The sequence below is a fragment of the Promineifilum sp. (SeqCode) genome (assembly GCF_041918635.1).
Classification (GTDB): Bacteria; Chloroflexota; Anaerolineae; order Promineifilales; family Promineifilaceae; genus Promineifilum.
Map to the genome: position 1 here is coordinate 1 of NZ_JAYRVJ010000510.1, position 4,959 is coordinate 4,959.

Below are 4,959 nucleotides of genomic sequence, written 5' to 3' on the forward strand. Positions count from 1 at the left end.
GCTGGATGTAGAGCGTGCAAGGCGCGCCCAAGCAAAACGCGCCCGGATGGTCAGTCCGGGCGCGTCGGTTGATAGGTCAGGCTGGTTCAGACTTCACGCCATCGTGAAATCCGCCGATGCCTTCTTAGAACAACGCGCGCAACAACAGGGTGGTGGTCGGGTTGGCGTCCGCGCCGAAGCCCAACAGGCCCAGGAGCCAGCCCACCAGCCAGGCCACAACGGCGATGGCGACGGCCGCAACCAGGGCGCCGACGAAGCCGTTGACGGCCATGCCACTGACAAAGCGATCGCTGATCATCAGCACGATGGCGGCTACGATGAGTGAGACGATCACGCCGATCAGGGTCGAGTTACCGAGATTGATCCCAATAAGACCCAGCAGCCAGGTAATCAGCCAACTAACGATGGCGATCACCGCCGCGGCGATGAGCGCGGACGTGAAGCTGCCGACGGTCAGGCCGAGGTTAAGACGGCCGACGATGTAGATGACGAGCGCGGACAGAAGCCACGACAAAAGAATACTGAGCAGTGTTGCCACTTTCGATTTCCTCCAAGAATGATGGCCTGTGCCAATAACCGGCCGGCCCCGGCCCGAAGGCTGGCTGGCCCGCCGAAAGATAAATCACCGAACTGAACTGTTTACCAGTAACAGACCGGACTGTCCTCCTTGCGGACAGGCTCCATTAAGGCGTGGGGGGCGTGTCTCGCCGCGCCCCACCGACGCCCGGCCGAATGCCGGCCGGCGCACTCGGCGTCGCGCCGGGATCAGGGGAGCGAACGGTGAATGAGCAGGGGGATGAATGATGAGATGAAGTCGCTCACAACAACCTGTCCCTCTCCCATGCCTCGGCGCTGTCGCCATCACGACTCGCCCAATGCCCTTCTCCCGTGGCAAAGCCCTAGGTGGGCCGGCGCAGTCGTTCTAACCGATTGTAACCCCAGCGTGCGCGATTGGTTGCGCGCCAGATCGATTTCTCTCAATCCGTCCGCCGCACGACCCACGCCGCCACCGCCAGCGCCACCGCCGCCGGCAGCAGCACGGCCGCCGCCGCCCCGATCCAGCCGTCCAGCGGCAGGCCCAGCCCCGCCCCGAACAGCCGCGCCAGGGCGACCGTGGGAACCCAGCGCAGTTCGGGCGACGCGGCCATCGAGGCCATGCCCGGCAGGACCAGCAGCATGGCCGGGGCCAGCAGCGCCAGCGCTACCACGGTCAGCCACAGGTTCAGGCTGCCGCGCCCGCCCACCAGCAGGTCGACCATCAGCCCCAGGCTCAGCCCGAAGACGACGGCCAACAGCGCCCCGCCGATGGCCGGCCCCCACTGGACAACCGACCCGGCATAGACAAGCAGAGCCACAGCCGCCCCGACCAGCCCCAGGGCCAGCCCGGCCAGCGCCCGCCCGGCCACGGCCGCCCCGGGGCTGGCTCTCGTCGCGCCGGGCAGCCGGCGCGCGCCTTCCTCGGCCAATAACAGGGGGATGATCATCAGGCTGCCGACGAAGAGGGCCGTCACCAGCGACAACGCGCCGGCTATCGCCACCTCCGTCGCGTCGCCGCCCAACCGGCGCGGCAACCACAGCCCTAGCCCCAACACCACCGCCAGTCCCACGCCCGCGCCCAGAATCACCCCGTCGCCCGTCACGCCGGCGATCTCGCGACCGGCGACACGCAACGCGGTTGGCGGACGAGACGCGTCCGTCATGCTATTTCGCGTGACCATGTTTCCCACTCCTGTTCGCGGCGAAACCAGGCCGCCGCGCGATGGCTCCCCACGGCTCTGGCTACAGTATAGATCAGATTCGGCCGTTCGGCGCAATGACTTTGTGGGAGGGGATAAATGGCTACGGATTGGGACGGACGACACGGATTAAGAGCGGATTCAATCTTTCACCCGAACCGCCCATCTCAGCCTAAGCCTGTGCTCATGCGGGTGGGCTATTCTGTTCCAATACATTAACACCCTGCGGCTCCCCTTCCCTCCCCCACCGCCCGGCCGCGCCACTCAACAGGAGAAGAGCGTACATGGATAAAACCTCGATCTGGGAAGCGGACGCCCCGTCCATGACTTTTCCCACCTTCGGCGGCGAGGCTGAGGCCGACGTGGTTATCATCGGCGGCGGCATCACCGGCGTCACGGCGGCCATGCAGCTGGCCGCGGCCGGCCGCTCGGTCATCGTCCTCGAAGCGCGGCAGATCGGCCTGGGCACGACCGGCAACTCCACCGGCAACCTCTACGCCACCATCGACCAGGGCTTGCGCCACGTCCGCGACAAGTGGGACGAGGCCACCGCCGCCGCCGTGGCCCGCTCCCGCGCCGAGACGGTTGACTTTCTGGAAGGCGTCGTTGCGCACTACGGGCTGGCCTGCGACTTTGCCCGGCGGCCCCACTACCTGTTCGCCGCCGACCGCGAGCAGGAGGAGAAGCTGGCCGACGAGCACGAGGCGGTGCGCGCCGCGGGCATTGCCACCCAACTGGTGGACGACGCGCCGCTGCCCCTGCCCATCCGCCGCGCCCTGCACATGCCCGGCCAGGCGCAGTTCCAGCCGGCGGCCTTCACGCGCGGGCTGGCGGCGGCCGTCGCCTCCGGCACGTGCCGTTTCTTCGAGCAGTCGCGCGCGTTGGAGATCGATGGCGGCGCGGGCCTCGTCCGCACCGCCGCCGGCTCCGTGAGGGCCGGCCACATCATCCTGGCGACGCACAGCCCCGTCGGCTTCCATCCCGTGCAGACCGTCCTCGGCCCCTACCGCGATTACGGTGTAGCGGCGCGCCTGACCAACGGCGCCTATCCGCAGGGCATCTTCTGGAGCATGGAGGAGTCCACGCACTCCATTCGCTCTTTCACCGCCGGGGGCCATGAGTATCTGATCGTCATCGGCGAGGAGCATAAGACGGGCCAGCACGACGACGCGCCGCACTACTACGAAAAGGTGGAGGCCTACGCCCGCGCCCGCTTCCCCGTAGCGACCGTCGACTACCGCTGGTCGGCCCAGGGCTATCGCTCGGCCGACATTCTGCCCTACATCGGCCCGGCGGCAGGGGCCGACAACGTCTACGTGGCGACGGGCTTCGGCACGAACGGCCTGGTCTATGGCCCGCTGGCGGCGCGCATCATCGCCGACGCCATTGCCGGCCGCGAGAACCCGTGGGCGGAGCTGTACCGCGCCCGGCGCGTCACCCTGGCCAAGTCGGCGCGCGACTTCTTGAAGGAGAACCTCGACAACGCCGGCCAATACCTGCGCGGCTATCTGACCGGCGCGGACGTAGAGCGGGTGGAGGGTGTCGCCCCCGGCCAGGGGGCGCTGGTGGAGATCAACGGCGACAAGGTGGCGCTCTACCGGCAGGAGGACGGCGGCTACATCGCCCTCTCGCCTATCTGCACCCACCTGGGCTGCGTGGTGCGCTGGAACGGGGCCGAGCGCAGTTGGGATTGCCCCTGCCACGGCAGCCGCTTCGCCCACGACGGCCAGGTCATCGAAGGCCCGGCCCTGACACCCTTGGAGCGTAAAGACATCCGGCAGAAAGAATAAGAGGAATCATCCGCAGATTGGGCAGATTAGGCAGATTAAGAAGTTTCACGCAAAGCACGCCAAGTGCGCCAAGAACGCTAAGGGAAAATGTATCTTTGCGTTCTTGGCGCTCTTTGCGGGAGTCTCTTAATAATCTGCCTAATCTGCCCAATCTGCGGATGATTCCTCTTATCCCCGCAGGCGCATACACTCGCGGGTGGCGTGGCTATCCATATAGTAGAGCCAACCCGGCACGCTCAGGTCGCCCAGGTCGTTGTGAGGCGCGGTGACGCTGTCGGGCAGGTTGGCCGCGGTCTGGGCCAGGGCCACGGTCTGCTCGCGCGTCTGGGCGAACAGCTCGGCCAACTCGGTCATGCTCAAGTCAGTGGAAGGCCGGTAGCCGTCGTACTCGTCGCGCACCATCACGTCTCCCAGCGCCGTGCGCAGCCGCCGCTGGCTCCAGCGCTCGATGCCGATGATATGGGCCGCGGCCTCGCGGTTGCGCGGCGTGTCGGCCGCCCGCGCGAACTTGCCGGCCACGGCCGGCCCCGACGCGATCAGGTTCTCCACCAGTTGGCCGGGCGATTGCCCCGCCGCGCGCCGCTCGGTGTAATTGCGGATTAGGTTGCCGATCCAGGTCATTAATAACCCCCTTTTTCTTGAATCAAGTATAGCGCAGACCAGACCGTTCCCTAAGTACCCGACGGAGAAGCCCCTCGGAGTCCGCATCCTCAGATGCGGGACGCGACCGCCGGCCAGCGGCTACGGCGACGGGAGCACGCATCTGAGGATGCGCACTCCGAGGGTATCAAGGTGTACGCGATTGCTCCGGGTAGGCCCATTGCGCGATTGCGCTCTGAGAAAAAAGGTCTATAATGACGAGTGTCGCGGCACGAGCGTCGCCCCGACGCCCGCGATCGTCCGCGACGCCAACACGGGTGCCTACCCCGCAAGGAGCCATCCATGATACCCTCTACCCGTCTCTCGCCGTCGCACGCGGCGGCTGTCCTACTGGTACTCCTGGCGCTTCTCATGTTCTGGTCCGGCCCCGCCGGCGCAAGTCCCCAGCCGCGCAACGGCCCCCTCGCCTTCACTTATGCCAACGAGATTGTCTCGCGTGGCGTTGTCGCGCCCGATTTCCCCGCCTTCCTGACCGTTGACAATGGCGGGGAATGGGCCTTTGACTGGTCGCCCGACGGCCGCCGGCTCGTCTTCACCCGTACCTCCTCCGAAAACATCTTGATTGAACTCTACCTGATCAATGCCGACGGCTCCGGCCTGAAGCGTCTGACCTTCAACGACCTCGACGAGGGTTCTCCCCGCTGGTCGCCCAACGGGGCATGGATCGCCTTCACGACCACCCCCGACGACTATGTGCATGACAGCGAACTCTACGTCATGTCCGTCAGTCCGGACGGAGCTGGTGGTCCGGCCCTGCGGCTAACCCAGGACGA

General features: G+C 66.5%; 5 protein-coding genes. 2 read left to right on the forward strand and 3 right to left on the reverse strand.

Features of this window, described 5'->3' with window-relative positions; genetic code table 11:
- Positions 1 to 124 precede the first annotated feature (124 nt).
- Both ACE3UY_RS15410 and ACE3UY_RS15415 read right to left on the reverse strand, forming a co-directional pair.
- Positions 125 to 538 (reverse strand): phage holin family protein, encoded by a 414-nt coding sequence (locus tag ACE3UY_RS15410; protein ID WP_374688386.1) that lies wholly within the window; start codon positions 536 to 538, stop codon positions 125 to 127.
- A 439-nt stretch (positions 539 to 977) separates the two neighbouring features.
- Positions 978 to 1,718: a hypothetical protein gene (locus ACE3UY_RS15415; protein WP_374688387.1), complete on the reverse strand. Its 741-nt coding sequence runs from the start codon at positions 1,716 to 1,718 to the stop codon at positions 978 to 980.
- 302 nt (positions 1,719 to 2,020) lie between these two features.
- Between ACE3UY_RS15415 and ACE3UY_RS15420 the strand changes: the two genes are divergently transcribed.
- On the forward strand, positions 2,021 to 3,526 hold the full coding sequence (locus tag ACE3UY_RS15420; protein WP_374688388.1) for an FAD-dependent oxidoreductase: 1,506 nt from the start codon (positions 2,021 to 2,023) through the stop codon (positions 3,524 to 3,526).
- Positions 3,527 to 3,694: 168 nt separating this feature from the next.
- Here ACE3UY_RS15420 and ACE3UY_RS15425 read toward each other — a convergent pair whose 3' ends face one another.
- Positions 3,695 to 4,147: a hypothetical protein gene (locus ACE3UY_RS15425; RefSeq protein WP_374688389.1), complete on the reverse strand. Its 453-nt coding sequence runs from the start codon at positions 4,145 to 4,147 to the stop codon at positions 3,695 to 3,697.
- Positions 4,148 to 4,468: 321 nt separating this feature from the next.
- On the opposite strand from ACE3UY_RS15425, the gene ACE3UY_RS15430 reads away from it, so the two are divergent.
- Positions 4,469 to 4,959 (forward strand): TolB family protein (locus tag ACE3UY_RS15430; protein ID WP_374688390.1); only part of this gene is annotated, 491 nt, incomplete at its 3' end.